The sequence below is a fragment of the Streptomyces sp. NPDC046712 genome (genome assembly GCF_040645695.1).
GTDB lineage: Bacteria > Actinomycetota > Actinomycetes > Streptomycetales > Streptomycetaceae > Streptomyces.
Genome location: NZ_JBEYYW010000003.1, coordinates 120,798 through 144,432, shown reverse-complemented (window position 1 = coordinate 144,432; position 23,635 = coordinate 120,798). Strand labels below are relative to the sequence as shown.

Below are 23,635 nucleotides of genomic sequence, written 5' to 3'. Positions count from 1 at the left end.
GGCCCGTATGGTGTCAACCCTGTGGATAACTGCGGTGGACCGATCGGGATCGGGGCGGGATGGACGCGTACGACGACGCGGGCGCGCGTGAGGGTCGCCCGGCCACTGGACCGGAGGCCCCCGCAGGCGCCGGGATCGCCTCGCTCTCGCTCCCGTACCAGGTGGTCGCGGCCGTCGCGCTCGCCGTCGTCGGGGTCTTCGCCTGCGTCCACCTGGCGATGGTGTTTCTGCACGTCGCGCCGTCGAACACGCTGACCAAGCAGCATGGAGCGGCCGTCGACGACTGGATCTATCCCGAGTTCGAGCAGAACTGGAAGCTCTTCGCGCCCAACCCGCTGCAGCAGAACGTCGCCGTCCAGGTCCGCGCGCAGGTCGCCGGCGGCGACGGCGGCCGGCGCACCACCGACTGGATCGATCTGACGGCGCAGGACGCCGAGGCCATCCGCGGCAGCCTCCTTCCCAGCCATACGGAACAGAACGAACTCCGCCGGGCGTGGGACTTCTATCTGAACTCCCACACCGAGGATCATCGGCCCGACGGCCTGCGCGGGCGGCTCTCCGAGAGCTACGTCCGCCGGATCGTCATGCTCCGCCTCGACGAGCGGCGCCTCGGCGGCACGGTGGAGCGGATCCAGCTCCGCTCCGAGGTCCGCGCCGTCCCGGCACCCTCGTGGAGCACCGAGAAGACCGACACGGAGCCCGTCCACCGGGAGTACCCGTGGTGGAAGGTGACCGCCGCCGACATGCCGGGCGGGGCTCAGGACGACCGTACGGAGGCGCGCCGGTGAACCAGCCATCCGCGAACCAGCCGCCCGCGAACCAGCCACCCGTGAATCAGCTGCCCGCTGATCCGGCCCCCGGCCAGGCCGCCCCGCGCGACCTCGCCGCCCCCGGCATCCCCGCGGGTCCCGGCCCCGGCCGTCCCCGCGAGCCCTTCGACCGGAGGCTCGCGCGGGCCGTGCAGCGGGTCACGGCATCCGCCCTCGGCCCGTACCAGAGCGCCATCATCCGGATCGGCTTCTCCCTCACCTGGCTGCTCTTCCTGCTCCGCGAGCTGCCCCACCGGCACGAGCTGTACGGCCCCGACAGCCCCTGGTCGTGGGAGATGGGCCGGCAGCTGATCGCCGACAACAGCGCCTTCACGGCGCTGATGTGGTCGGACGGGCATCTGTGGTTCGAGATCGTCTACGCGCTCGCCGTGGTCTCCGCCGCCCTGCTGCTGGTGGGCTGGCGCACCCGTGCCATGTCGGTGTTCTTCATGGTCGGGGTGCTGTCCCTGCAGAATCGCTCCGTCTTCGTGGGCGACGGCGGCGACAACGTCATCCACCTCGCCGCGATCTACCTCGTCCTGACCCGCTGCGGCCAGGTCTGGTCCCTGGACGCCCGCCGGACCGCCAGGGAGGCCAGGCGGGCGTCCGACGGCCTGCCGCCCCGCCGTGACGTCGTCGGACCGCTGCTGTGGGCCGTGGGCGGCGGCGGCCTGCTCGCCGCCACGTACTTCCTCGGCGTCAGCGGCTCGGTGTGGCTGCTGGTGCTGATGTGGGTGCTGTGGCTGGCGCACGCGCTGTGGTGGGTGGTGTGCCGCTACGCCCCGGGCGAGCCGCGCACGCTCCTCGACGTCCTCGCCAACCTCGCCCACAACGCCACACTCGTCGTGATCATGGCCGAGGTCTGTCTGATCTACGCCACGGCCGGCTGGTACAAGATCCAGGGTTCGCGCTGGCAGGACGGCACCGCGCTGTACTACCCGCTCCAGCTGGACTACTTCGCGCCGTGGCCCGCCCTGTCCGATCTCCTCGGCTCCAACGGCGTGATGGTGATGGTGCTGACGTACGGCACCGTGCTGATCCAGGTCGCGTTCCCCTTCGCCCTGTTCAACCGCAAGGTCAAGAACGTCCTGCTGGTGGCGATGATCCTGGAGCACGCCGGGATCGCGGTGCTCCTCGGACTGCCCCTGTTCTCGCTCGCGATGATCTCCGCGGACGCGGTGTTCCTGCCGACGGCGTTCCTGCTCTGGCTGGGTGCGCGGGCGGGGCGCGGCAGGGACCGGCTGCTGTCCCGGGTGCGTGCCGATGTGCCCGACCAGCGCCGTGCGGGTGAGGAACCCGCTCCCCGTACCCTCGTGGGGTGAGCACCGCTGAACAGTCCGAGCCGATCCAGTACGACGAGGGGTACGCCCCCGAGGTCGGTGTCGGGCCGCATCCGCTGCCCTGGCCGGACGGAGAGCGCTACGACTCCGAGCTGTTGGCCGGCGGGGACCGGCGCAATGTCGTCGACCGGTACCGGTACTGGACGCGGGAGGCGATCGTCGCCGACCTGGACACCCGCCGCCATGACTTCCATGTCGCGGTGGAGAACTGGGGCCACGACTTCAACATCGGGTCGGTGGTGCGGACGGCCAACGCCTTCCTGGCGAAGGAGATCCACATCGTGGGCCGGCGGCGGTGGAACCGGCGCGGGGCGATGGTCACCGACCGCTACCAGCATGTGCGCCACCACCCGGACACCGAGTCCCTGACCGCGTGGGCCGCGGCCGAGGACCTGCCCATCATCGGGATCGACAATCTGCCGGGCGCGGTGCCGCTCGAGCGGACCGTGCTGCCCCGGCGGTGTGTGCTGCTCTTCGGCCAGGAGGGGCCGGGCCTCACCGAGGAGGCCCGGACGCACGCCGAGAGGGTGTGCTCGATCGCCCAGTTCGGTTCGACCCGGTCGATCAACGCGGGAGCCGCGGCCGCGATCGCGATGCACGCGTGGGTGCAGCGCTACGCGGAGATCGCGGAGGCCCCGTAGGGCCTCCGCGGACCGTGGCTCAGGCCTGGCGGCGGACCTCCACCACGCGGAAGCGGTTGGCGACGAACGCGCCGTCGCACAGCGCCGCGTTCGCGGCCGGGTTGCCGCCGGAGCCGTGGAAGTCGGAGAACGCCGCCGTCTGGTTGACGTAGACCCCGCCCGTCAGGTTCAGCGAGAGCTGGGCCGACTCCTCCAGGCAGACCTCCTCGACGGCGCGCTCGGTGTCGGCCGAGGTGGTGTACGCCCCGACCGTCATCGCGCCCTTCTCACGGACCGTGCGCCGCAGCAGCTCCAGGGCGTCGGCGGTCGAGTCGACCGAGACGGCGAAGGACACCGGGCCGAAGCACTCGGAGAAGTACGCGGCGTCCGCGTCGGGCTTGGAACCGTCCAGCTTGACGATGACCGGCGTACGGACGACGGCGTCCGGGAAGTCGGGGTTCGCCACCTCGCGGGAGGGGAGCGCCACCTCGCCCAGGCCGGCCGCGGCCTCCAGACGCGCCTTCACGTCCGGGTTGACCAGCGCGCCGAGCAGGGCGTTCGCGCGGGCGTCGTCACCCAGCAGCCCGCCCACCGCCGCCGCGAGATCGGCGACCACCTCGTCGTACGACTTGGTGCCCGCGTCGGTGGTGATGCCGTCGCGGGGGATCAGCAGGTTCTGCGGGGTCGTGCACATCTGGCCGCTGTAGAGGGACAGGGAGAAGGCCAGGTTGGAGAGCATCCCCTTGTAGTCGTCCGTGGAGTCGACGACGACCGTGTTGACGCCCGCCTTCTCCGTGTAGACCTGCGCCTGGCGGGCGTTGGCCTCCAGCCAGTCGCCGAAGGCGGTCGAACCGGTGTAGTCGATGATCCGGATCTCGGGACGGACAGCCAGGGTCTTGGCGATGCCCTCACCGGGCCGCTCGACGGCCAGCGCGACCAGGTTCGGGTCGAAGCCGGACTCGGCGAGGACCTCGCGGGCGACGCGGACCGTGAGCGCCAGCGGAAGGACGGCCCGCGGGTGCGGCTTGACCAGGACGGCGTTGCCGGTGGCCAGGGAGGCGAACAGACCGGGGTAGCCGTTCCAGGTCGGGAAGGTGTTGCAGCCGATCATCAGGGCGATGCCGCGGGCGACCGGGGTGAACTGCTTGGTCAGCTCCAGCGGGTCGCGCTTGCCCTGCGGCTTGGACCACGGGGCGGAGCCGCCGGGGGTGCGGGTCTGCTCCGCGTACGCGTACGCCACCGCTTCGAGGCCGCGGTCCTGCGCGTGCGGGCCGCCGGCCTGGAACGCCATCATGAAGGCCTGGCCGCTGGTGTGCATCACCGCGTGCGCGAACTCGTGGGTGCGGGCGGAGATCCGGGCGAGGATCTCCAGACAGACCAGGGCGCGGACCTCGGGGCCGGCCTCGCGCCAGGCGCCCATGCCGGCGCGCATCGCGGGCAGCAGGACGTCGATGTCGGCGTGCGGGTACTCCACGCCGAGCGCGGGGCCGTACGGCGAGATCTCGCCACCGGTCCAGCCGTCCGTGCCGGGCTGGTCCAGCTCGAAGCGGTTGTCGAGCAGTGCCTTGTACGCGTCGAGACCGGCGGCGGCGTCCAGCGAGCCGTTCTCGCCGTAGGCCTTCGGGTGCTCGGGGTGGGGCGACCAGTAGGCACGGGTGCGGATGGTGTCGAGAGCCTGGTCGAGTGTGGACCGGTGCTTCTCGGCCAGGGCGTCGGTGGTCAGCTGAGCGGTGGCCATTGCAGGACCAACTCCTCGTCGAGCTGGGCAGAGAGTGACTGACAGAGTTAGAGTAACCGAACGATCGGTCGGGACAAGGGGGTCTGTCGAAGCTGTGGACAACCCATCGGGGAGGATCAGTCGTATGACCGCCAATGTGAGCGACTCCGTGCCGGCCGCAGGGTCGGATTCCGCGCCGGAGAACGGCACCGACGCCATCGACCGGAGCCGGACCGTCGCCGTCGTCGGCACGGGGACCATGGGCCAGGGAATCGCGCAGGTCGCCCTGGTCGCGGGCCATCCCGTACGGCTCTACGACAGCGCCCCCGGCCGGGCCGAGGAGGCCGTGACCGCCCTCGCCGCCCGCCTGGGCCGCCTCGTCGAGAAGGGGCGGATGGACCGGGCCGAGCGCGACGGCGCCGTGGCCCGGCTGCACGCCGCGGCCGACCTGGCCGACCTGGCCGACGCCGCGCTCGTCGTCGAGGCGATCGTCGAGCTCCTCCCGGTCAAGCAGCAGCTCTTCGCCGAGCTGGAGAAGATCGTCGGCGACGACACCCTCCTCGCCACCAACACCTCCTCCCTCTCCGTCACCGCGATCGCGGGAGGGCTGCGGCTGCCCGGCCGGTTCGTCGGGCTGCACTTCTTCAACCCGGCCCCGCTGCTCCCGCTCGTGGAGGTCGTCAGCGGCTTCGCCACCGACGCCTCCGCCGCCACGCGCGCGTACGAGACCGCGAAGAGCTGGGGCAAGACGCCGGTGCGCTGCGCCGACACCCCCGGCTTCATCGTCAACCGGATAGCCAGGCCCTTCTACGCGGAGGCCCTGCGGGTGTACGAGGAGGGCGCGGCCGACCCCGCGACCATCGACGCCGCCCTGCGCGAGTGCGGCGGCTTCCGCATGGGCCCCTTCGAGCTCACCGACCTCATCGGCCAGGACGTGAACGAGGCCGTCACCCGGTCCGTGTGGGACTCCTTCTACCAGGACCCCAAGTTCACCCCGTCCCTCGCCCAGCGGCGCCTGGTCGAGTCGGCGCGGCTCGGCCGCAAGTCGGGACACGGCTGGTTCCCGTACGGGGAGGGCGCGGCGGCCCCCGCGCCGCACACCGCGCCGCCCGCCGAGCCGCCGGCCTCGGTCACGGTCCAGGGCGACCTGTACCAGGCGCGCGACCTGGTGGAGCGGATCCAGGAAGCCGCGATCCCGGTCGACTTCGGGGGCGACGCCGTGCCCGGCTACCCGGGCTGGATCGAGCTGCCGAGCGGCACCCGGCTCTTCCTCGCCGACGGGACCTCGGCCGACGACGCCGAGATGCCGGTCATCCACTTCGACCTGGCGCTGAACTTCTACACCTGCGAGCGGATCGTGCTCGCGCCCGCCGCGACGGTGGACGACCGGTCCCTCCAGGAGGCGATCGGCCTCTTCCAGGCGGCCGGCAAGAAGGTCAGCGTCATCCGCGACATCCCCGGCATGATCGTCGCCCGTACGGTCGCGATGCTCGCCGACTTCGCCTTCGACGCCGCCGCGCGCGCGGTGGCCGACGCCGACGACATCGACACCGCGATGCGGCTCGGCGTGAACTACCCCCGCGGGCCCCTCGCCTGGGGCGAGGAGCTGGGCGCCGGCTGGGTCTTCGAGACGCTCTCGAACCTCCACGAGGAGTACCCGACGGGCCGCTACGCACCCTCGCAGGCGCTGCGCCGCCGGGTCGCCGCCGAGCAGGCCGCGACCGGGGAGGAGGCGACGGCATGACCACCGCGAAGCGCGACACGTACACCCCCGAGACGCTGCTCTCCGTCGCCGTACGGGTCTTCAACGACCGCGGCTACGACGGCACGTCCATGGAGCACCTCTCCAAGGCCGCCGGGATCTCCAAGTCCTCGATCTACCACCACGTCGCGGGCAAGGAGGAGCTGCTGCGGCGGGCGGTGAGCCGGGCCATCGACGGGCTCTTCGGGATCCTCGACGAGCCGGGCGCGGGGCGCGGGCGGGCCATCGAGCGGGTCGAGTACGTCACCCGGCGCACCGTCGAGGTGCTGATGGCGGAGCTGCCGTACGTGACCCTGCTGCTGCGGGTCCGGGGCAACACCGACACCGAGCGGTGGGCGATGGAGCGGCGCCGGGAGTTCGACCACAAGGTGGCCGAGCTGCTGAAGGCGGCCGTGGCCGACGGGGACCTGCGGGCCGATGTGGACATCAAGCTGGCCACCCGGCTGCTCTTCGGCATGATCAACTCGCTGGTGGAGTGGTACCGGCCGCTCCCGGGGGCCGACGCGGTGCGCGAGCAGCTCGCCGACACGGTCGTGCACCTCGCGTTCGACGGGCTGCGTACGGCCCGCTGAGGCCGCCGCAGGCGGCTGCCCGGCGCCCCGCGGCCCTGGCCCCGCCTGGGCCCCCGGACCCGCTCAGTGGTCCGGGTCGAGGTCCGTCTCCTCGAAAACCAGAAGCGTGCGGGTGGAGAGCACCTCGGGGATCGACTGGAGCTTGGTGAGCACGAGCTCCCGCAGGGTCCGGTTGTCGGGGGTGTGGACCAGCAGCAGGACGTCGAAATCCCCGCTGACGAGGGCGATGTGCGCGGCTCCTGGCAGGGCCTGGAGCTGCTCGCGCACGGTGCGCCAGGAGTTCTGGACGATCTTGAGCGTGATGTAGGCCGAGGCGCCCTGGCCGGCGCGCTCGTGGTTGACCCGGGCGCTGAAGCCGCGGATCACCCCGTCGTCGATGAGCCGGTTGATCCGCGCGTAGGCGTTGGCCCGTGACACATGCACCCGCTCGGCCACGGAGCGTATCGAGGCGCGACCGTCCGTCTGGAGGATGCGCAGGATGTCGCGGTCGATGGCGTCCAGCGGGCGCGCCGGGGGCGCCTGGGGTCCCTGGGACGCCCCGCCGGGCGCCGTGACCGGGCCCTGGACGAGCGCCCGCTCCCAGTCCTCGGCCATTTGTTCATCCGCCATGTCCCCCCGCCTCTCTCCCATGGACGACATGCTCCTATCCCAGGCTGTGGAGAACCGATTGTCCACAGGCTGAGGGTGCCTGTAGCCAAAATGCCTCCACGACCGAACAATCGGTAGGTGAGGCGCGCCACACCCGCGCCACCCGCCTTCGGGTCTTATGCCCGCTCCCATGAGGAGGTGGACTCGTTGCAACAGCGCAGTTCGACAGTCCAAGAGCCCCCCGGTGCCGACGCTGCCTACCGGCCCACGCCGCCCCCGGCGTGGAAGCCGCGCACCGACGCCGCACCGCTGCTGCCCGACGCCGAGCCGTTCCGTGTCCTCGGCACGGACGCGGTGGCCGACGCCGACCCCGAGCTGCTGCGGCGGCTCTACGCGGAACTGGTGCGCGGCCGGCGGTACAACGCGCAGGCCACGGCCCTCACCAAGCAGGGGCGGCTGGCCGTCTACCCGTCGACGACCGGCCAGGAGGCCTGCGAGGTCGCGGCCGCGCTGGCCCTGGAGGAGCGGGACTGGCTGTTCCCCTCGTACCGCGACACCCTCGCGGCGGTCGCGCGCGGCCTGGACCCGGTCCAGGCGCTGACGCTGCTGCGCGGCGACTGGCACACCGGCTACGACCCGCGTGAGCACCGCATAGCGCCGCTGTCCACGCCGCTCGCCACCCAGCTCCCGCACGCGGTGGGCCTGGCCCACGCCGCCCGGCTCAAGGGCGACGACGTGGTCGCGCTCGCCATGGTCGGCGACGGCGGCACCAGCGAGGGCGACTTCCACGAGGCACTGAACTTCGCGGCCGTCTGGCAGGCCCCCGTGGTCTTCCTGGTCCAGAACAACGGCTTCGCGATCTCCGTTCCGCTCGCCAAGCAGACCGCGGCACCTTCCCTGGCCCACAAGGCCGTCGGGTACGGAATGCCGGGCCGGCTCGTCGACGGCAACGACGCCGTCGCCGTCCACCAGGTGCTGACCGAGGCCGTGGCACGCGCCCGTCGCGGCGGCGGACCGACGCTGATCGAGGCGGTGACCTACCGCATCGAGGCCCACACCAACGCCGACGACGCCACCCGCTACCGCGGCGACAGCGAGGTCGAGGCGTGGAAGGCACACGACCCGATCCTGCTCCTGGAGCGGGAACTGACGGAGCGCGGGATGCTCGACGAGGACGGCAGGCGGGCGGCGGCCGACGCCGCCGAGACGATGGCGGCGGCGCTGCGCGAGCGGATGAACGCCGAGCCGGTCCTCGACCCGATGGATCTGTTCGCGCACGTCTACGCCGAGCAGACCACACAGCTGCGTGAGCAGGCGGCGCAGCTGCGGGCCGAGCTCGACGCCGAGAGCGAGGCGTGATGACGACCCAGGTTGCGGCCAAGCCCGCGAAGCAGGCGAAGCCGGCCACGATGGCGCAGGCGCTGCAGCGGGCCATGCGCGACGCGATGGCCGAGGACCCGACCGTCCACGTCATGGGCGAGGACGTCGGCACGCTCGGCGGTGTCTTCCGGGTCACGGACGGCCTCGCCAAGGAGTTCGGCGAGGACCGCTGTACGGACACCCCGCTGGCCGAGGCCGGCATCCTGGGCACGGCCGTCGGCATGGCGATGTACGGGCTGCGGCCGGTCGTGGAGATGCAGTTCGACGCCTTCGCCTACCCGGCGTTCGAGCAGCTGATCAGCCATGTGTCGCGGATGCGGAACCGCACGCGCGGCGCGATGCCGATGCCGCTGGTGATCCGGGTGCCGTACGGCGGCGGGATCGGCGGCGTCGAGCACCACAGCGACTCCTCCGAGGCGTACTACATGGCGACCCCCGGTCTCCACGTCGTCACCCCGGCCACGGTCGAGGACGCGTACGGGCTGCTGCGGGCGGCGATCGCCTCCGACGACCCGGTCGTCTTCCTGGAGCCCAAGCGGCTGTACTGGTCGAAGTCCGACTGGTCGCCCGAGGCGCCGACGGCGGTGGAGCCGATCGGCAAGGCCGTGGTGCGGCGCCGTGGCAGCAGCGCCACGCTGATCACGTACGGACCGTCCGTGCCGGTCTGCCTGGAGGCCGCCGAGGCCGCCCAGGCGGAGGGCTGGGACCTTGAGGTGGTCGACCTGCGCTCGCTGGTGCCGTTCGACGACGAGACGGTCTGCGCGTCGGTGCGGCGCACCGGGCGGGCGATCGTCGTCCACGAGTCGGCCGGGTTCGGCGGACCGGGCGGGGAGATCGCCGCACGGGTGACCGAGCGCTGCTTCCACCACCTGGAGGCACCCGTGCTGCGGGTCGCCGGGTTCGACATCCCGTACCCGCCGCCGATGCTGGAGCGGCACCATCTGCCGGGCGTGGACCGGGTGCTCGACGCGGTGGCGCGGCTGCAGTGGGAGGCGGGGAGCTGATGGCCCAGGTGCTCGAGTTCAAGCTGCCGGACCTCGGCGAGGGGCTGACCGAGGCGGAGATCGTGCGCTGGCTGGTGAACGTCGGCGACGTCGTCGCCATCGACCAGCCGGTCGTCGAGGTCGAGACCGCCAAGGCGATGGTCGAGGTCCCGTGCCCCTACGGCGGCGTGGTGACCGCCCGCTTCGGCGAGGAGGGCACCGAACTGCCCGTCGGCGCACCGCTGCTGACAGTCGCGGTGGGGGGAGCGGACCCGTCCGCGGCGGTCCCCGCCGCCTCCGCCGCCGCGAACCCCGAGTCGGCCGAGTCGTCGGAATACTCGGGCAACGTGCTCGTCGGATACGGGACGGCCGGTCCGGCGGCGCGCCGCCGCCGGGTACGTCACGACAACCCCGCCGCGGCGGCGGGCCGTACGCCGGCCCCCGCGGCGCCTCCGGTGAAGGCCGTGGCCGCTCCGGTGGCGGCGGCGCCCGTGAAGCCGGCGGCTTCAGAGGGCCCCGTGCCGGTCATCTCGCCGCTCGTGCGGAAGCTCGCCCGGGACAAGGGGCTCGATCTGCGCGAGGTGCGCGGGTCCGGCCCCGAGGGACTGATTCTGCGCGCCGACGTGGAATCGGCCCTGGCCGCCGCCGAGTCGGCCGCCGCGCGCCCGGTTCCGGCCGCCGTGCCGGCGCCCGCGGCCGTCGCCGTCGGCGCCGAGCGGATTCCGCTGCGCGGGGTCCGTGGTGCCGTGGCCGACAAGCTGTCGCGCAGCCGTACGGAGATCCCGGACGCGACCTGCTGGGTCGACGCCGACGCGACCGAACTCATGGCGGCGCGGGCCGCGATGAACGCGGCCGGTGGTCCGAAGATCTCGCTGCTCGCGCTGCTCGCCCGGATCTGCACCCATGCGCTCGCCCGCTTCCCGGAGCTCAACTCCACCGTGGACACGGCGGCCCGGGAGATCGTCCGACTGCCGTCCGTGCACCTCGGGTTCGCGGCGCAGACCCCGCGCGGTCTGGTTGTCCCGGTGGTCCGCGACGCGGGCACGCGGACGGCGGAGTCCCTGACGGAGGAGTTCGCGCGGCTGACGGACTCCGCCCGGCAGGGGACGCTGACGCCGGCGGACCTGACCGGCGGGACGTTCACGCTGAACAACTACGGGGTGTTCGGGGTCGACGGCTCCACGCCGATCATCAACCACCCGGAGGCGGCGATGCTCGGGGTGGGCCGGATCATCCCCAAGCCGTGGGTGCACAACGGCGAACTGGCCGTCCGCCAGGTCGTCCAGCTGTCGCTCACGTTCGACCACCGGGTCTGCGACGGAGGCACGGCGGGCGGTTTCCTGCGCTACGTCGCGGACTGCGTCGAACACCCGGCGGTCCTGCTCCGCACCCTCTGACGGTCCCGGGCCCAGGCCCCGGGCCCAGGCCCCGGCCCGCGCCCAGGCCCCGGCCCGCGCCCAGGCCCCGGGCCCAGGCCCGTGACCCCGTCCCGCGGGCCGTCCCCCACGCCGCCTGTCTCCGTACGTGAGACAGGCGGCGATCTTTGGGGTCGTACCGGGTGGGCGCGGATCATACTGCTGGGATGACGACCGTGTATGACGCCATCGTGCTCGCCGGGGGCGCCGCGAAGCGGCTCGGCGGGGCCGACAAGCCCGCGGTCCGGGTCGGGGGCCGGGCCTTGCTCGACCGGGTCCTGGCCGGGTGCCGGGGAGCCGGCCGCACCGTGGTCGTCGGCGGACGGCGGGCCACCGCACGCCCCGTGGTGTGGGCCAGGGAAGAGCCGCCCGGTGGGGGCCCGCTGGCCGCGCTCGACGCCGGGCTGCGCGCGGTGGACGCCGACACGGTGCTCGTCCTCTCCGCCGACCTGCCGTTCCTCGACGAGCGGACCGGCCGGCAGCTTCTCGACGCCCTGTCCGCGGCGTCCGACGCCGAGGCCGCGCTGCTCGTCGACCCCGACGGCCGGGACCAGCCGCTCGTCGCCGCCTACCGCACCGAGGCGCTCCGGCGTGAAGTGGCTCTCATAGCCACCGCGCACGGCACCCTCGCCGGCCTCCCGCTGCGTCTGCTCACGCGGGAGCTCCGCATCGTCCGGGTCGCCGCGGACCCCCTCGCCTCCTTCGACTGCGACACCTGGGAGGACATTGCCGCGGCCCGGGCCCGTATCAGGGAGCATGGGAACGTGCTGGACGAATGGATCACCGCAGTCAAGGACGAGCTGGGCATCGAGCTGGACGTCGACACCGGCGTGCTGCTCGATCTGGCCCGGGACGCCGCCCACGGGGTCGCCCGCCCCGCCGCCCCGCTGACCACCTTCCTGGTCGGGTACGCGGCGGCGCAGGCGGCCGGTGCCGAGGGTGGCCCCAAGGCGGTCGCCGAGGCCGCCCGCAAGGCCGCCGCGCTCGCCAACCGCTGGGCCGCCGAAGCGGAGCAGGGCGAAGCCGGATGACCCCGCAGGAGCGCGCGGCCGAGCACGGGACGGGGACCGGGACCGGGCCGGACACCGAGCCCAAGGCTGCCCCCGCCCCCACGCCGGACACCGAGCCCGAGGTCGCCCACGCCCCCACGCCGACCCCCGCACCGGAGAGCGCCCCCGAGAGCGACGGCGTCGACGAGGCACTCGCCCTTGTCGCCCCGCCGCGCGCCGCCGAACCCCGGCCCGGCGAGCCGCGCCCTGGCGACCCACGATCCGGCGGCACCCACCCCGCCGGCGCGTCCCACCCTGCCGAAGCCCACCCCGCCGAGCCCCATCGCGCCACCGCCTGGCCCGCCGCCCGCGGGATCGCCGCCCGCGCCGGATCCACGGCCGGGGCCGCGCGCGGACCCCGTCGTACGCCCCTCGCGCAGGCACTCGGCCAGGTCCTCGCCGAGCCGCTCCGCGCGCTCACCGATCTGCCGTCCTTCGACACCTCCGCCATGGACGGCTGGGCGGTCGCCGGACCCGGCCCCTGGGAGATCCGCGGCGAGGGAGCGGTGCTCGCCGGACACGCCGCCGCCCCGGCCCTGGAGGACGGCACCGCGGTACGGATCGCCACCGGCGCCCGCGTTCCGCGCGAGACCACCGCGGTCATCCGCAGCGAGCACTCCCGCACCAACGCCGGCGGGCACCTGCACGCCCGGCGCGAGGTCGTGCCCGGCCAGGACATCCGTCCCCGGGGACAGGAGTGCCGCTCCGGCGACCGGCTGCTGCCTGCCGGTACGACGGTGACCCCCGCCGTCCTCGGCCTCGCCGCGGCGGCCGGGTACGACGAGCTGCCGACGCTGCCCCGCCCCCGCGTGGAGGTCCTCGTCCTCGGCGACGAGCTTCTGACGGCCGGACTCCCCCACGACGGTCTGATCCGCGACGCCCTCGGCCCCATGCTCGGCCCCTGGCTGAACGCCCTCGGCGCCGACGTGCTCGCCACCCGACGGATCGGCGACGACGCCGAGGCTCTGCACACCGCCGTCACCGGCTCCGTGGCCGATCTGGTGATCACCACGGGAGGCACGGCCGCGGGACCCGTCGACCACGTTCACCCCGTCCTCGCCAAGGCCGGGGCCGCGCTCCTGGTCGACGGTGTGAAGGTCCGCCCGGGCCACCCCATGCTGCTCGCACGGCTCGACGGCGACCGGCACCTGGTCGGCCTGCCCGGCAACCCGCTCGCGGCGGTCTCCGGACTGCTCACCCTGGCCGAGCCCCTGCTCCGTGCCCTGGCGGGGGCCCCGGTCCCGCCGCCGTACCACGTGCCCGTACGGGACGAGGTCCACGGCCATCCGCACGACACCCGGCTCGTCCCGGTCGTCCACCGGGGCGACGAGGTCGTGCCGCTGCACTACAACGGCCCGGCGATGCTCCGGGGTATCGCCGTCGCGGATGGCATGGCCGTGGTGCCGCCGGGAGGCGCGCGACCCGGCGACGCGCTGGAGATCCTCGACCTTCCCTGGTCCGGGTTCCCCGCTCACGGAGCGACGGACCAAGGAGCGTGTTTCACGTGAAACTTCCCAGTCGGGACGTCATGGCCCGGCAGGCCGACGAGAAGACGTCGCCCTCGCGGGTGCGGATGCCACGGCGGGTCGTCGAGAAGCCCCTGCGGCAGGTGGGTAAACGGCTGTTGATGGCGCTGGGCGTGCTGGCCCTCACGACCGTCATCGTCTACCTGGACCGCGACGGCTACCACGACAACGCCGACGAGACCCTCGACTTCCTCGACTGCGCCTACTACGCGACGGTGACCCTCTCCACCACGGGGTACGGCGACATCGTCCCGTACAGCGACTCGGCGCGGCTCGTCAACATCCTGCTGGTCACGCCGTTGCGCGTGCTGTTCCTGATCATCCTGGTCGGCACCACTCTCGAGGTCCTCACCGAAAGGACCCGGGAGGAGTGGCGGCTGAACCGCTGGAGGTCCACCTTGCGCGACCACACCGTCATCGTCGGCTTCGGCACCAAGGGCCGCTCCGCGATCCAGACGCTCTGTGCGACCGGGCTCCGCAAGGACCAGATCGTCATCGTCGACCCGTCCACGAAGGTCATCGAGACGGCGAACGCGGACGGGTTCGTCGGCGTGATCGGCGATGCCACCCGTAGCGATGTGCTCCTCCGCGCCGAGGTGCAGAAAGCCCGTCAGATCGTGATCGCCACCCAGCGGGACGACACGGCCGTGCTGGTCGCGCTGACCGCCCGGCAGCTCAACAGGGGCGCGAAGATCGTCGCCGCCGTGCGCGAGGAGGAGAACGCGCCGCTGCTGCGCCAGTCCGGTGCGGACGCCGTGATCACCAGCGCCAGCGCGGCCGGACGGCTGCTCGGGCTCTCGGTGCTCAGCCCCAGCGCCGGCACGGTGATGGAGGACCTGATCCAGCAGGGTTCGGGCCTCGACCTGGTGGAGCGGCCGGTCATAAAGGCCGAGGTGGGCAAGAACGTGCGGGAGACCGACGACCTGGTGGTCAGCGTGTTGCGTGGGCACCGGCTGCTCGGATACGACGATCCGGCGGCCAGCCCCCTGCAGTTGACGGACCGTGTGATCACGATCGTGCGGGCGGCGCCCATCACCCCGCTGACGACACCGCCCGAGTAGCCTCGCCGCCATGCATGCGATCACGATTCCGGAACCCGGTGGTCCCGAAGCCCTCGTCTGGGCCGAGGTGCCCGATCCCGTGCCCGCTGAGGGCGAGGTCCTCGTCGAGGTGGTGGCGAGCGCCGTCAACCGTGCCGATCTGCTCCAGCGACAGGGCTTCTACAACCCGCCGCCGGGCTCGTCCCCGTACCCCGGTCTCGAATGCTCGGGCCGGATCGCCGCGCTCGGCCCGGGGGTGTCCGGCTGGTCCGTCGGCGACGAGGTGTGCGCGCTGCTCGTGGGCGGCGGGTACGCGGAGAAGGTCGCCGTACCGGTCGGCCAGCTGCTGCCGGTTCCGGACGGAGTGGACCTGGTCACGGCTGCGGCGCTGCCCGAGGTGACCAGCACCGTCTGGTCGAACGTCTTCATGGTCGCCCATCTGCGGCCCGGCGAGACGCTGCTGGTGCAGGGCGGTGCGAGCGGCATCGGCACGATGGCGATCCAGCTGGCCAAGGCGGTCGGCGCGCGGGTCGCGGTCACCGCCGGCGGCCCCGAGAAGCTGGCGCGCTGCGCCGAGCTGGGCGCGGACATCCTGATCGACTACCGCGAGCAGGACTTCGTCGAGGAGCTGCGCAAGGCCACGGACGGGGCCGGTGCCGACGTCATCCTCGACATCGTCGGAGCGAAGTATCTGGACCGCAATGTGAAGGCCCTCGCGGTCAACGGACGCCTGGCGATTATCGGCATGCAGGGCGGGGTGAAGGGCGAGCTGAACATCGGCGCGCTGATGGCCAAGCGCGCCGCGATCACCGCGACCACGCTGCGCGCCCGCCCCGGCCACGAGAAGGCGGCCATCGTCGCCGCGGTGCGCGAGCATGTCTGGCCGCTGATCGGCGCGGGCACGGTACGCCCGGTCGTCGACCGTACGGTGCCGATGCGCGACGCCGCGGAGGCCCATCGGGCGCTGGACTCGGGGTCGCACGTGGGCAAGGTGCTGCTGCTGGCCCCGCAGGGCTGACCGCGTAGCCCGGAGGGCGCCCGGCCCAGGGAAGCACGCCCCACGGAAGGGCCCGTCACCACGCGGAAGGCCCCGTCACACGGAAGGGCCCCGTCCCCCCAAGGCTCCATCACTCCGAAGGGCCCGGCACACGTTCGTGTGCCGGGCCCTTCGGGTGCGGAGAGGACGACCTACAGATACGGCCCCGAGCGGACCGCGTGCCCGTGTCCCTGGTCGTCGTCATCGTCGTGCGGCGCACCGGGCGGCAGGGCCCGGCGCATCTGCTCCAACTGGGCACGGGCCGCCATCTGCTGGGCGAACAGCGCCGTCTGGATGCCGTGGAAGAGGCCCTCGAGCCAGCCCACCAACTGGGCCTGCGCGATGCGCAGTTCCGCCTCGGAGGGAATCGCCTCGTCGGTGAACGGCAGGGAGAGACGCTCCAGTTCCTCGACCAGTTCGGGCGCGAGCCCGTCCTCCAGCTCCTTCACGGAGCTGGCGTGGATGTCCTTGAGCCTGACCCGGCTGGCCTCGTCGAGAGGTGCCGCGCGTACTTCCTCCAGGAGCTGCTTGATCATGCTGCCGATGCGCATGACCTTCGCAGGCTGCTCGACCATTTCCGTCACCGGGACCTCGCGGGATTCGTCGTCACCCTGAGTGCCGCCGAGCGCCATCCCGTCCTGTCCCACGATGAGGACCTGGGGGCTCTCCTGCGACCGTTCATTCCTCGGCATCTCCATGCCGCCATTCTCTCGCACACGTGCCTCACCACACGGTGTGCCCCTGTACGAGGGTGATCCACCCTCGTACAGGGGCACGAGAAGGCAACGAAGCCGTCAGATCGCGGCGCGACGGGCCAGGGCCCCGCGCGAGCGGGTCACCAGGGCGGCCAGGAGCGCGGCGCCGATCGGAACGACCACCAGCAGCCCCACCAGCGTCTCCCAGGGGACGACGATCGGCACGTACGGCGGCGTGGGCGCGACGCCCCAGCCCTGGTCCAGGCTCTCCTGGTAGAAGCGCAGGCGTTCGCGCTCCTCGGTGAGCCGCAGGCCCACCGCCGGCAGGACACCGGCCGCGGAGCCGAGGATCACGCCCATCGCGGCGACCACCCCGCACTGGAAGCCGCTGAGCGTGCGGCGGACCCGCGGGGGCGCCCCGACGGCGGAGAGCGTCTTGAGGTCGGCCTCGGCGTCGGCCTGCGCCAGGCCGGTCGCGATACCGGCGGCGCCGATGGTGACCAGGCCGGCGAAGACGGCCAGCGCGAGGAGCACGATGCTGCTCTTGCCGACGAAGCCCTCCTCCAGGCGCAGCTCGACATCGCTGCCGATCTTGGAGATCTCGCCGTCGAGCTTCTGGCGCTGCTCGCTGCTCGGCATCGTGTCGGTGGAGAACAGCGAGCCCAGCGGCACGGTGGTCAGGCCGGCGGTCTTCGCGGCGGCCGGGCTGAGCATCGCCTGGATGCCGTACGCGTTCTCCTCCTCGGGCACCAGGTGGGCGGGGAGGGACTTGATCTCGCCCGGTACCGGCTTGCCCTCCTGCTCGGCCTGGCTCGCCTTCGCGGTGTCGGAGATCAGCTTCACGCCGACCTTCCCGCTCCGGTCGATGTAGGCCTTGGAGAAGGAAACGATTTTGCCGTCGGCGAGAGCCTTCTCGGCGCCCGGATCCTTGATTCCGAGGACCTTCAGGACCTTGGCGTCACCGATCAGCAACCCGCCGTCGACATAGATGCCGCCCTCGTCGCCCTGCTTGCAGCGCCAGTCCTCGGCGAGCTTGCGCCGCTGCTCCTTGGAGAACTTCGCCGATGGGTCCTCGCCGTTGACGGAGGGGGCCCACAGCGGGCACTCGTTGGCCTTGGGGGTGACGATCTCGAACCTGCCGCAGCCCGGGGTCTCCTCGTAGGGCGAGCAGCCGGCCTTCCCGACCTGTACGCGTGCGACATCCGCGCGAACGTCGATGGGCAGGTGGCGCTGGACCGCGTCACGGACGGCGGGGACGTCCCGGCCGCCCTCCTCGACGACGAAGGCGGCGACCGCGCCGTACGGCAGGCTCGCCCGGTACTCGGCCCGGTCCCCCGCTTCGCTGCTCGCCGTGTACGTGGAGACGGCGACGGTCCCGGCGACCGCGGCGAGCACGGCGGCGACGGCGGGTGCCGTACGACCCCGGTTGCGGACGGCGTCCCGCAGGGCGAGGCGCGGCGACAGCGGGAGCCAGCGGCCGGTCCGGCCGAAGAGACCCACCAGGGCGGGGGTCATGGCGACCACGCCCAGCTCGGCGATGGCGCTGCCGCCCGCGACGATGACGAACTGGTCGCTGATCACCGATCCGTAGAGCGCGATCGCCGCGCCCAGGAGCAGGGCGGCCAGGCCGATCAGCGGCAGCACCCGGCTGCTGCGGCGGACACCGCGACGGCCGGTGAGCGAGGCCAGGACGGTCTGCCGGGAGGCGGTGACGGCCGGGACGATCGCGGCCAGCAGGCCGGTCAGCACGGCGAGCAGCGCGATGCCGAGCAGTTCCACGGGGCGTACGTCGAAGCTGCCGAACCGCTGCCCGAACGAGTCCTCGAGGACGGGCTGGAGGAGGAAGGTCAGGATCAGAGCGAGGACGGTGCCGGTGACGGCCGCGGCGACGCCGATGACGAGGCCGCCGCCCAGGACGATGGCCCGGATGTGGCGCCGGTCGCCGCCGTTGGCGCCGACGAGCCCCAGCTGGCGGCGCGAGCGGCGGGCGCCGACGGCGAACGCGGGCCCGGCCAGGAGGCAGATCTCCAGCATCGCGAGGCCGACGACCGTGCCGAGGGCGGCGAGTTCGGCGGCCTGGGCGCCCGCGCTGGTCTCGTAGTTGCCCCAGCCCTCCTTCTGGTAGAGCGGGACGTCGGAGTCGGCCGGCGGGTTCAGGAGCACGGCGCGCGAGGTGACGGCCACACCCTTGGTGTTGATCTGCTGGACGGCGTTCCACGTGAAACCACCGGGGGCCTCCACCAGGTGGACGGTGGAGACTCCTCCCCTGCTCATGCCGGCCTTCTCGGCCACCTTGGCGTACGGGGCGAGGAAGGCGCCGGGCAGGGCGTTGACCTGATCGGCCTTCAGATCGTTGGGGAGCTCGTACGAGCCGACGATCCGGTAGCTCTTGTCGTAGCCGCGCGCCGTGAGGGTCGAACCGATCGACAGGCCGCTGCTCTCCAGGAAGTGCGTGGTCGCGGCGAGTTCGTCCGCCTTCTCGGGGAAGCGCCCCTCCAGGAGGGTCATGATGCCCTTGGCCATCGGGTCGGCGGCCTTGAGCTCGCGTATGTCCGTCTGGAGCAGTCCGTGGACGGTGGTGAGCTTGGCGTTTCCGGTGCTGTCCGTGAGGACGGTGGCGCCGGCGGGGATGGCCTTGGTGACGTCCGTGGCACCGCTCGGCCAGATCTTGTCTCCGAAGTCCTCGGCCGGCGTGTGCATCTCGCCGTCCGGGGCCTGCAGGATCGGCACTCCGGCCACGCCGGCGTCGGTGAACCGGGCGTCGGCGGCGCCGAGCATCCGGTCGAGCTTCTCCTCGGTGGAGAGTTCGGAGCTGCGCAGGGTCAGGTCGGCGGCGCTGACACCCAGGATGGGCAGGGCGATCATGGCGAGGACCAGGAAGCTGCGGCCCTTGAAGCGCCAGGCGTCACGGCGGGCTATGCGGATCGCGGCGCGCCAGGAATGGAACCAGTTGTTCACCGCTCGGCCGCCTGGCCGGACAGGAGCGAGTCGGCCTCGCTGCGTACGGTCTGGTCGACGACGGCGCCGTCCCGCAGGAAGACGACGCGGTCGGCCCAGGCGGCGAACCGCGGCTCGTGGGTGACCAGGACGCCCGCGGCACCGGCGTCGCAGCGCGAGCGCAGCAGGGCGAGGACGGACTCGCCGGTCTCGGAGTCCAGGGCGCCGGTGGGCTCGTCGGCCAGGACGAGGCGACGGTCGCCGACGAGGGCGCGGGCGATGGCCACACGCTGCTGCTGGCCGCCGGACATCTCGTCGGGGAAGCGGTCGGCGAGGTGGCCGAGCTCCATCTCCTCCAGCGCGGCGAGGGCCTCGCCGCGCGCCTTGCGGGCGGAGGTGCCGTCCAGCTCGCGGGGCAGGGCGACGTTCTCGGCGGCCGTGAGGGCGGGGATCAGGTTGTAGTCCTGGAAGACGTACCCGATGCTGCGGCGGCGCAGGGCCGCCAGTGCCTTGCGGCCGGCGGTGGTGATGTCGGTGTTCTCGACGATCACCCGGCCGGAGGTGGGGGTGTCGAGGCCGCCGGCGATGGTGAGCAGGGTCGACTTGCCGGAGCCGGACGGGCCCATGACGGCGACGAGTTCACCGGGGAAGACATCGAGGTCGATGCCGCGCAGGGCATGTACCTCGGTCTCGCCGGAGCCGTGGACACGGGTCAGGTTCTGCAGTTGCAGCACGGGCTGCTGTGTGGACATGGAGGGGTCCCCCCTTGGGCGTACGCCGAAGGACGGCCGCGTGCTGTGCGGTCACGGGCGGTCACATGCGGTGGTGTACGGAGCGGTTGACGAGGTGGTGCGGGACGTGGGGCCGCGGGGTCAGCGCAGCGGTGCCGGACGGGTGTCCTGGGAGGACGTGTCGGCGGAGTGGTGTGCGGTGGTGGATCCGGGTGCGGTACCCGTCGTGGTGGAGGAACCGGCGGCGGCCGTCGAGAGCCGGATCAGCCGGGCCTCGCAGTGGTCCAGCCAGCGGGCCTCGGCCTCGGTCTGGAAGATCAGCTGTTCCAGGACGAGGAGCCAGGCCACGTCGTCGCGTTCCCGGGAGTCGCCGCTTTCGACGGCGGCGAGCGCCTGGGCCTTGAGCCGGGTGTAGTCCTGCATCGCCTTCACGGTGTGCCGGCGCTGGGACTGGATGACGGCGCGGATGTCGACCCCGGGCGCCCCGACGGCCATGGCGAGCTTGATGGCGAGCTCGTCGCGGGCCGGGCTGGTGCGGTCCACGGGCTTCTCGAACCACTTCCTGAGCTCTTCGCGACCGCTGTCGGTGATCGCGTAGAGCGCGTGGCCGGCCTCGTCCTCGCCGCCCTGGGCGACCATGCCGTCCCGTTCGAGCCGGTTGAGGGTCGTGTAGACCTGGCCGACGTTGAGGGGCCAGGTGGAGCCTGTGCGTGACTCGAACTCCGACCGGAGCTGCGAGCCGTAGCGAGGGCCGCGTTCGAGGAGGGCGAGGAGCCCGTGGCGGATCGACATACTCAGTATGTATACCGGGTATGCCCGAGCCGACAAGCGACCTGAGACGGAAGCTCCGGGTCCGTCTCAAGGGGGACGCGGCGGGGTCCACGGGGGACGGGCGGCTCAGCGGCGGCGCATCCGGACGCCGAGGAAACCGATTCCGAGCCCCATCAGCGCGAGCCCCGCGCCCAGGGTGAGCACGGGAATCTGCCGGTCAGCGGTGGTGGCGGTGGCCCGGGGGCTGAGTCGGGGAGCTGCCGCGGGCGCGGACGCCGGTGCGGGCGTCGTGGTGGCGGGGTCCGTCCCGGGTACCGCTTCGAGCGCCTCGTCCTCCTCGGCTGAGGGCTCGTCGGCTGTTGCAGTCTTGGTACGTGAGGGGCTGTCGGGATCGGCCGAGTCCCTCGCCCTCGGGGGCGAGGCCGGCCGGCCGGGCCGCTCGCGGCCCTCCCCGGCGGGACGACCCGCGAGGGAGCCGGACGGGGCGGGCTCGGCGGGTTCGGTGGGCCCGGGCCGCCCCGGGGTCGACGCGGGGCCCGAGGTGGCCGCCGCGGGAGGGCCGGAGGCCCCGGGTGCCAGGGTCGTGGCTGGAGGCGACGAGTGAGACGGAGGGGGCGGAGGGGACGGCGGGGACGGCCGCGAGGGTCTCCACGGTCGCGCGGGCGAGGTCGCGGGCTTCGAGGTGCCCGGCTTCGAGGTGCCCGGCTTCGACGCGGACGGCTTCGAGGGGACGGCCGTCGTCGCGGAGGCCTTCGGGTCGGCCGTCGGCCCTCTTTCGGCCCCGTACGCGACCGGTACGGCACCCACCACCAGCCAGCACGCGACCACCGGGCCGAGGGCCCGCGTCCGCGTACCGCGGAGTACTGGAGTCACCGGATGACCCCCCTCCCGTGCCGAGCCGCCGAGCTGTCGACTCCACGTAAACACGCGGGGACATCTCCGGCATCCCGGACAGGAGGAGGGGGTGAGAGAGCGCGTTCGGGGGCGCTCGGAGGGCGTTTACTGCGGCGGATTGCCCGTCGACACCTCGAGCGTGAACTCGGCGTCGTCCTTGGACGCGTCCTCACCGGCCGGCGGGTACTGGCTGAGGACCGTGCCCTCGCCGTACGTGGCCTCGTCCACCGGCGTCTGCGTCTTGATCTGCCAGCCCGCGGCCTGGATGCAGTCCTTCACCGACTGGATGTTCTTGTACGTGAAGTTCGGGATCTCGAACTTCGACGGGTCGTCGCTCGACTCCGTCGGCTCCGTGCACTTCTTCGTCTCGATGGTCTTGGTGAGGTCCGGACCCTTGTGCCCCGGGGCCGCCGACTGGCTCTGGCTCGGGTCGTTGTTCGCGTTGTTCGCCGGGTCGTCGTCCTTGTTGAGCGAGACCGCGGTGATCACACCGCCGATCGCGACCAGCGCGACGACGATCGCGCCCACGAGCACCGGCATGTTCCGCTTCGAGCCGCCGGACCCGCCGCTCGTCGTCACCGACGACTGCTGCGGCATCGTGTACGGCCCGGGAGCGGGCGTCTGGTACGCCGGGGCCGGGGTCGGAGCCTGCTGCGGGTAGCCGTAGGCGGGGGCCGGCGTCGGCGGACCGTACGGGCCCGGCTGCGGCGTCGGCGGCTGGTACGGCTGCTGGACGCCGTGCGTCGACGGCGGCGGGGTCTGGCCGACCGGCGGGAAGACCGCCGAGCCCACGCCCGAGCCGCTGCTGACCGGACCGCCCGCCACGATCACCGGCGCGCCCGTCTGCCCCGCCGAAAGCACACGCAGGCACTCGTCCTGCATCGCCGCCGCGCTCGGAAAGCGCTCGTTCGGGTTCTTCTTAAGCGCGCGGGCGACGAGCGCGTCCATCGCCGGAGTCACCGAGCGGTTGATGGAGGACGGGGCGACCGGCTCCTCCTGGACGTGCGCGTACGCGATGGCCAGCGGCGAGTCCGCGTCGAACGGAAGACGGCCCGTCAGCAGCTGGAAGAGCATGATGCCGACCGAATAAAGGTCGGAGCGGGCGTCCACGCCGCGGCCGAGGGCCTGCTCGGGGGAGAGGTACTGCGGCGTGCCGACGACCATGCCGGTCTGCGTCATCGAGGTGACGCCGGACTGCATGGCCCGCGCGATGCCGAAGTCCATGACCTTGACGATGCCGCGCTTGGTCATCATCACGTTGCCGGGCTTGATGTCCCGGTGGACCAGGCCCATTTCGTGGCTGGTCTCGAGCGCGGCCAGCACGTCGGCCGTCACCTTCAGCGCCTTGTCGGCCGGCATCGCGCCGAACTGCCGTACGTCGGAGGCGAGGACCGAGCCGAGCGGCTGCCCCTCCACGTACTCCATGACGATGTACGGCATGACGGCGCCGTCGAGGGTGTCCTCGCCGGTGTCGAAGACCGAGACGATGTTGGTGTGCGACAGCTTGGCGACCGCCTGCGCCTCGCGCCGGAACCGCTCGCGGAACGACTGTTCCCGGCCGAGTTCCGAGTGCAGCGTCTTGATGGCGACCTGCCGGTCGAGCGCGCTGTCGTACGCCAGGTAGACGGAGGCCATGCCGCCCTCGCCGAGCAGGTCGCGAAGCTGGTAGCGGCCGTTCGCGACCGAACCGCCCGCATAGCGGCCCTGTGCGCCGTCCTGGCTCATTCGTGCTCCCCCTACGCGCGCGTGGCGGCGCTGTTACCGGAATTT

Annotated in this window: 20 protein-coding genes; 13 read left to right on the top strand and 7 right to left on the bottom strand. The window is 72.7% G+C overall.

Features of this window, described 5'->3' with window-relative positions:
* Positions 1-59 precede the first annotated feature (59 nt).
* The 3 genes from ABZ939_RS05145 (at position 60) to ABZ939_RS05135 (ending at position 2,790) form a co-directional block, all read left to right on the top strand.
* Positions 60-788 (top strand): DUF5819 family protein, encoded by a 729-nt coding sequence (locus tag ABZ939_RS05145; RefSeq protein ID WP_361849484.1) that lies wholly within the window; start codon positions 60-62, stop codon positions 786-788.
* A gap of 107 nt (positions 789-895) precedes the next feature.
* Positions 896-2,131 (top strand): HTTM domain-containing protein, encoded by a 1,236-nt coding sequence (locus ABZ939_RS05140; RefSeq protein ID WP_361849970.1) that lies wholly within the window; start codon positions 896-898, stop codon positions 2,129-2,131.
* A complete protein-coding gene (locus ABZ939_RS05135) occupies positions 2,128-2,790 on the top strand; it encodes a TrmH family RNA methyltransferase (protein WP_361849482.1) in 663 nt (220 codons plus the stop codon). The genes ABZ939_RS05140 and ABZ939_RS05135 overlap by 4 nt, the downstream gene beginning before the upstream one ends.
* A 19-nt stretch (positions 2,791-2,809) precedes the next feature.
* Here the strand turns inward: ABZ939_RS05135 and paaN are convergent, their stop codons facing one another.
* Entirely contained in the window at positions 2,810-4,507 is a 1,698-nt protein-coding gene (gene paaN / locus ABZ939_RS05130) for a phenylacetic acid degradation protein PaaN (protein ID WP_361849480.1), read from the bottom strand.
* A gap of 124 nt (positions 4,508-4,631) precedes the next feature.
* On the opposite strand from paaN, the gene ABZ939_RS05125 reads away from it, so the two are divergent.
* Together ABZ939_RS05125 and ABZ939_RS05120 are read left to right on the top strand one after the other, a co-directional pair.
* A complete protein-coding gene (locus ABZ939_RS05125; RefSeq protein ID WP_361849478.1) occupies positions 4,632-6,230 on the top strand; it encodes a 3-hydroxyacyl-CoA dehydrogenase in 1,599 nt (532 codons plus the stop codon).
* On the top strand, positions 6,227-6,820 hold the full coding sequence (locus ABZ939_RS05120) for a TetR/AcrR family transcriptional regulator (protein WP_361849476.1): 594 nt from the start codon (positions 6,227-6,229) through the stop codon (positions 6,818-6,820). Before ABZ939_RS05125 ends, ABZ939_RS05120 begins: the two co-directional genes overlap by 4 nt.
* 63 nt (positions 6,821-6,883) lie before the next feature.
* Here the strand turns inward: ABZ939_RS05120 and ABZ939_RS05115 are convergent, their stop codons facing one another.
* The gene (locus ABZ939_RS05115) at positions 6,884-7,429 is read right to left on the bottom strand and encodes an Lrp/AsnC family transcriptional regulator (protein WP_361849474.1); all 546 of its coding nucleotides are present in this window, start codon (positions 7,427-7,429) and stop codon (positions 6,884-6,886) included.
* 177 nt (positions 7,430-7,606) lie between these two features.
* Between ABZ939_RS05115 and pdhA the strand changes: the two genes are divergently transcribed.
* The 7 genes from pdhA to ABZ939_RS05080 all read left to right on the top strand — a co-directional run bounded on the left by pdhA (position 7,607) and on the right by ABZ939_RS05080 (position 15,819).
* The gene (gene pdhA, locus ABZ939_RS05110) at positions 7,607-8,767 is read left to right on the top strand and encodes a pyruvate dehydrogenase (acetyl-transferring) E1 component subunit alpha (protein ID WP_361849472.1); all 1,161 of its coding nucleotides are present in this window, start codon (positions 7,607-7,609) and stop codon (positions 8,765-8,767) included.
* The gene (locus ABZ939_RS05105) at positions 8,767-9,792 is read left to right on the top strand and encodes an alpha-ketoacid dehydrogenase subunit beta (RefSeq protein ID WP_361849470.1); all 1,026 of its coding nucleotides are present in this window, start codon (positions 8,767-8,769) and stop codon (positions 9,790-9,792) included. Before pdhA ends, ABZ939_RS05105 begins: the two co-directional genes overlap by 1 nt.
* Positions 9,792-11,168: a dihydrolipoamide acetyltransferase family protein gene (locus ABZ939_RS05100; RefSeq protein ID WP_361849468.1), complete on the top strand. Its 1,377-nt coding sequence runs from the start codon at positions 9,792-9,794 to the stop codon at positions 11,166-11,168. The genes ABZ939_RS05105 and ABZ939_RS05100 overlap by 1 nt, the downstream gene beginning before the upstream one ends.
* 185 nt (positions 11,169-11,353) lie before the next feature.
* Entirely contained in the window at positions 11,354-12,217 is an 864-nt protein-coding gene (locus ABZ939_RS05095; protein WP_361849466.1) for an NTP transferase domain-containing protein, read from the top strand.
* Positions 12,214-13,743 (top strand): molybdopterin-binding protein, encoded by a 1,530-nt coding sequence (locus ABZ939_RS05090; protein WP_361849464.1) that lies wholly within the window; start codon positions 12,214-12,216, stop codon positions 13,741-13,743. Before ABZ939_RS05095 ends, ABZ939_RS05090 begins: the two co-directional genes overlap by 4 nt.
* Before the next feature lie 20 nt (positions 13,744-13,763).
* Positions 13,764-14,822 (top strand): potassium channel family protein, encoded by a 1,059-nt coding sequence (locus ABZ939_RS05085; protein ID WP_361849968.1) that lies wholly within the window; start codon positions 13,764-13,766, stop codon positions 14,820-14,822.
* A 10-nt stretch (positions 14,823-14,832) separates the two neighbouring features.
* Positions 14,833-15,819, top strand: a complete 987-nt coding sequence (locus ABZ939_RS05080) for an NAD(P)H-quinone oxidoreductase (RefSeq protein ID WP_361849462.1) — start codon at positions 14,833-14,835, stop codon at positions 15,817-15,819.
* Positions 15,820-15,989: 170 nt separating this feature from the next.
* Here the strand turns inward: ABZ939_RS05080 and ABZ939_RS05075 are convergent, their stop codons facing one another.
* The 4 genes from ABZ939_RS05075 to ABZ939_RS05060 all read right to left on the bottom strand — a co-directional run bounded on the left by ABZ939_RS05075 (position 15,990) and on the right by ABZ939_RS05060 (position 20,992).
* Positions 15,990-16,535 carry a bacterial proteasome activator family protein gene (locus tag ABZ939_RS05075; RefSeq protein ID WP_361849460.1) on the bottom strand — a complete coding sequence of 182 codons (546 nt, stop codon included), beginning with the start codon at positions 16,533-16,535 and terminating at the stop codon, positions 15,990-15,992.
* Between the two features lie 96 nt (positions 16,536-16,631).
* Positions 16,632-19,490: an ABC transporter permease gene (locus ABZ939_RS05070; RefSeq protein ID WP_361849458.1), complete on the bottom strand. Its 2,859-nt coding sequence runs from the start codon at positions 19,488-19,490 to the stop codon at positions 16,632-16,634.
* On the bottom strand, positions 19,487-20,221 hold the full coding sequence (locus ABZ939_RS05065) for an ABC transporter ATP-binding protein (protein ID WP_361849456.1): 735 nt from the start codon (positions 20,219-20,221) through the stop codon (positions 19,487-19,489). The genes ABZ939_RS05070 and ABZ939_RS05065 overlap by 4 nt, the downstream gene beginning before the upstream one ends.
* Before the next feature lie 120 nt (positions 20,222-20,341).
* Complete coding sequence (locus ABZ939_RS05060; RefSeq protein WP_361849454.1) at positions 20,342-20,992, bottom strand: PadR family transcriptional regulator; 651 nt, start codon at positions 20,990-20,992, stop codon at positions 20,342-20,344.
* Between the two features lie 661 nt (positions 20,993-21,653).
* On the opposite strand from ABZ939_RS05060, the gene ABZ939_RS05055 reads away from it, so the two are divergent.
* The gene (locus ABZ939_RS05055) at positions 21,654-21,851 is read left to right on the top strand and encodes a hypothetical protein (protein WP_361849452.1); all 198 of its coding nucleotides are present in this window, start codon (positions 21,654-21,656) and stop codon (positions 21,849-21,851) included.
* A 119-nt stretch (positions 21,852-21,970) separates the two neighbouring features.
* On the opposite strand, the gene ABZ939_RS05050 is transcribed toward ABZ939_RS05055, so the two are convergent.
* The gene (locus ABZ939_RS05050) at positions 21,971-23,590 is read right to left on the bottom strand and encodes a protein kinase (RefSeq protein ID WP_361849449.1); all 1,620 of its coding nucleotides are present in this window, start codon (positions 23,588-23,590) and stop codon (positions 21,971-21,973) included.
* Positions 23,591-23,635 lie beyond the last annotated feature (45 nt).